The following is a 3841-nucleotide window of genomic DNA, read 5'->3' on the forward strand; positions in this document are numbered from 1 at the left end:
GGTGCCAGCCCGTACATGCCGGCGTAGGCGCGCATGTAAAACTCGCCGGCGATCTTGGCCGCCGCGTACGGCGAAAGCGGGTCGAGGGCAGTGTCCTCGGTGGCAGGCAAGGTGGACGGCGCACCGTAGCGGGCGCCACCCGAGGTGGCGTACACGATCCGCCGTCCTCGCGCGCGCCGGCTCGCCTCCAGCAGGTTGACGGTACCCAGCACGTTGTTGCGGGCGTCAAGAAGCGGATCACTGACGGACTTGCGTACGTCGACCTGCGCGGCCAAATGGAACACCACATCGGGGTTAGAGCCCGCGACGATGTCGGCCAGCTCGGGGTGCCGGATGTCGGCTGCGACGAAGTTAAAGCCGCCGGGGCCCCTGAATCGGTGGGCCGACTCGAGGTTGGCAACCGACGGGCCGGAGCTGAGGTTGTCGACTCCCGTCACCTGGTGCCCTTCCGCCAGCAGGCGATCGACGAGAGTGGAGCCGATGAACCCGGCGGCGCCGGTGACGAGAGTGCGCATTATCGGCTATCTCCATTTCGGCGATGAATTGTGTACGGCGGCAACCGGCTTGAAGCGGAATCGGAGACCACGCGGTCGTACGGGCCGATCGCGTCGCGGACGTAGCTGCCAATCTGACGCAAGGACCGTTCGGCCTCCGGCACCAGCGGCGCGGCGATCTGAAACACATGCATCTGGCCAGGCCACACCCGCAGCTGGACCGATACTCCAGCCGCAGCCAGCCGCCGCGCGGCCAGCCGGGCATCATGGAGCAGGACCTCGGAACCCGATACCTGGATCAACGTGTGGGGCAAGCCGGGCTCGATGTGGTCGAGCGGTTCGTAGATCTCCTCGGGACGCTTGTCGCGTTGGCCCGCCCTGGTGATCAGGTCGACGAATGCGTCAAATGTCTTGGCGGAGAACATCGCATCGCTGCGGACGTTGGGGTGCGCATGCCTGCGTTCGTTCGCCACTTGCATCAGCGGTGACATGCCGACGATGGCCGCGGGCTGCTCCCCCTCGTTGAGCAGTCGTTCGGCCAGCGCGAGTGACAGGTAGCCTCCAACGGAGTCGCCGGCCAAAACGATCTGGTCGGGCCGGTAGCCACTGTCCCGCAGCCACCGGTAGCCGTCATAGCAATCATCGATGGCCGCACCGATCGAGTGCTTAGGCATCATCCGGTAGTTCATCACCAGCACCGGAGTATCGGCGTACTTCGACAACTTGGTGACGAGCCGGTCATGCGTGTTGGCGCCGCAGGTCAGGAAGCCGCCACCGTGCATGTACAACACGACGCCGCGGGTGCCGTCCGCGGGCAGAACACCCGCGGCACGGACCAATCGCGCGGTGCAATGCGCCAAGCGAATCGTGGCGCGAACGCTACCCGGCGTCGGCGTCACCGCCCCGGCCGCGAACTCGATGAGGCCCCACGGCCACGGCACGCGCGCAAGACGGCTACCAATTGTCAGGGCCGGCCGGATGGAAAGCCGTGCGCCGAGCCAGAAAAGCCGGCCGGCGACGCTGGGATCATCCTCGAGGACCTCCAGGACCTCCCGAACCATGCCCGGGCCTTGCCCGTCGAACACGTTCGACACTCCCCGATTGGCCGCGGCTACATCGGCACCGACGGCGGCCAGGCCAGCAGGCCGACCCGGTTCCGTGAGGGTTCCTTGTGCGTTTTGCAGCTCAGCCATCGGCCTGATGTCCCAGGGCCGCTGCGGCATCCTCGACGGGCGCGGACATGCTACCGCTTCCGGTGCCGCGGGTGGCGCGGACCCGCGGGCGTTTCACGTCGAATCCGCGCCACGCGGAGACGGCGTCAAGCACCGGAGCCACATTGGTGGCCCACCAGATGTGGTGGTTTGGATGGGTGGCACGCTTGCGCCACAAGTCGGCGGTGTGGTGCAGCCAGGTCAACAGAATGGCGACGCGCTCGTCGATGCATTCATCGACGCGCCCACGGTTGCCGGTGTCCGCGTCCGCTCGGTCGCCTGCGGCACGCAGCGCAATACGCTCGCGGTCTAACAGGCCCCCCACCCGCAGCCGCTCAGCGACGACCGTGCCCAGATCGGCTCGCTCCATCTGGCAGCTCACCGTCAGGATCATCAGGTACTCGTCGATCAGCGCAGGCTGGCCCGGCCGCGCCCCGCCCCAGTCCACGATGCCGGTGACCGGCCCCCGCACACCAGCCACCCGAACGTTGCCGGGTCGGTAGTCGCCGTGCGTCCAACTCACCGGCACACGAAAGCCGACGAGGGCCTCCCGGAGTATCGTTCCGAGCCGATCCACCTCGGGAACCAGGCGCGGATCCAACCGCCGGCAAATGTCCGTCAGGCGCGCCAGTGGTTCGACGACCCACCGCCGCAACAGACAGACGTCGTCGATGACGACGAACGTTGCAGTCTGCCGGTGCAGCGGCGCGATGGCTCGCAGGGCCGCAGCGGTCAGCTCCTCAACACGGTTCGGGCGGCGTCCCAGCAGCTCAGCCAGGTCCATTTCCGGCCGATAGGACTCCACGGACACCGTCTCATCGGTGCGCTCGTCGAAGGCCAGGATCCGCGGCAGCAGTGCGCGCCACTCGTCGTCGAGTCCCGGGTGGATGGTGAGCTCGGCGAGCACCCGCCGCTGCGTGCGCAGATCCGCGGCTCCCAGCATGCCGCGGGCCACCTTCAAAACCGCCGCGGGCAGACCCTGCTGGGACCGCATCAGAAACGCGGCCGTGTCGTCGACGAGTTCTGTCGGCGGCATGCTTAGTTCGAGGTCGATAAGACCGATCGGGAGTCCAGTGAGGTCGATCAGTCGGGCGCCTGAGTGGGACCATACCGGAAATGCACTCATAGTCCGAGCTTACATACTAATTGTCAAAATACAAAGCATTTGCAGGACTATTAGTCTTGGATGCCCCAGCAAGCTGAGGAAGCGCTGCAGTCGAATCATTCTGGGCCGCAGGTAAACTCAACTTCTACGACCGATACAACGCGCGACCACCCGCGCCGCCCCTAGGCTCGCCGTCGGCGACCGGATCGGGGCCAACAAATCGAACCACTCGGACGGCAAAACACATAACCCTGGGTTCTCCAAACAGGGTCAAGCCGTGGGGGATGCTATCCCTCGTCGATCCACAGCCGCTCCGTCAAATCGTCAAACGTAACCAACACGAGCGGATCATCGCGCCGCAGCAGCGCCGACTTGCCCATCTTGGCCTGCACCGTCCAACCCTCAGAATGCCGCAACTGCACGACCAGATTCGCCAGTGCATCTACGCCCGAAAGTCCGGCCAGCTCGGCCGGCACGGTATGGAAGATCTCAGGAAACGCCAGCCCCGCCAAGCTGTCCTGCTGGTAACCCACCATCTGTGCAAACGCCGCATTTGCGAACAAGATGATGCCGCCCCGCGACATAGCGAGCGCAGGAACTGGAAGCCGGTCCAACACCACCAGGGCAGGCAGGCGCGTCAGGATATCCATCGGTGAATCGCCGAAACTCCCATTACGCCGCCGCTCAATGCGCTGACCGACGTCGATACCAACGCCGTCGCGCGGATGGTCCTGTGCGGCCCATCCATTCGATGTGGATGGGGCAGACGTCAGCGTCCCCGGCTGCGTAGTCCTGACCGACATGTGCTCCTCCTAAACGCAAGCCGACCGACCCCGCAAGGCAGGCCCCTCGTTCCTGCCGCGCCTGGGTGCGACCCAGCATACATATACCGACAGTTCATCTAGTCGGGTAGAATACATACTAGTTGTAGCATTGCCTAGTCTTGGTTAAACCGACAGTCTTCTGACAACGCATAGTCTTCGAGTAACATGGCAAAACGTGGGTGAACGCGGGATGACAGGTATATAGTG

General features: G+C 65.0%; 4 protein-coding genes. All 4 read right to left on the minus strand.

What is annotated here, in order from left to right:
• Positions 1–515: GDP-mannose 4,6-dehydratase (locus VML93_RS24660; protein WP_325614896.1), on the minus strand; the 515-nt coding region annotated here is incomplete at its 3' end.
• Entirely contained in the window at positions 515–1687 is a 1173-nt protein-coding gene (locus tag VML93_RS24665; RefSeq protein ID WP_414686434.1) for an alpha/beta hydrolase fold domain-containing protein, read from the minus strand. The genes VML93_RS24660 and VML93_RS24665, both read right to left, overlap by 1 nt.
• On the minus strand, positions 1680–2831 hold the full coding sequence (locus VML93_RS24670) for a phosphotransferase family protein (RefSeq protein ID WP_325614897.1): 1152 nt from the start codon (positions 2829–2831) through the stop codon (positions 1680–1682). Before VML93_RS24670 ends, VML93_RS24665 begins: the two co-directional genes overlap by 8 nt.
• Positions 2832–3097: 266 nt before the next feature.
• Positions 3098–3613 carry a PAS domain S-box protein gene (locus VML93_RS24675; protein WP_414686435.1) on the minus strand — a complete coding sequence of 172 codons (516 nt, stop codon included), beginning with the start codon at positions 3611–3613 and terminating at the stop codon, positions 3098–3100.
• Between the last annotated feature and the right edge of the window lie 228 nt (positions 3614–3841).

It is taken from the genome of Mycobacterium sp. (genome assembly GCF_035499775.1).
GTDB lineage: Bacteria > Actinomycetota > Actinomycetes > Mycobacteriales > Mycobacteriaceae > Mycobacterium.

What these genes read in the sequence shown, in the direction of transcription:
- VML93_RS24675 (WP_414686435.1), bottom strand. Translation starts at nt 3,613, where the DNA reads ATGTCGGTCAGGACTACGCAGCCGGGGACGCTGACGTCTGCCCCATCC.
- VML93_RS24670 (WP_325614897.1), bottom strand. Translation starts at nt 2,831, where the DNA reads ATGAGTGCATTTCCGGTATGGTCCCACTCAGGCGCCCGACTGATCGAC.
- VML93_RS24665 (WP_414686434.1), bottom strand. Translation starts at nt 1,687, where the DNA reads ATGGCTGAGCTGCAAAACGCACAAGGAACCCTCACGGAACCGGGTCGG.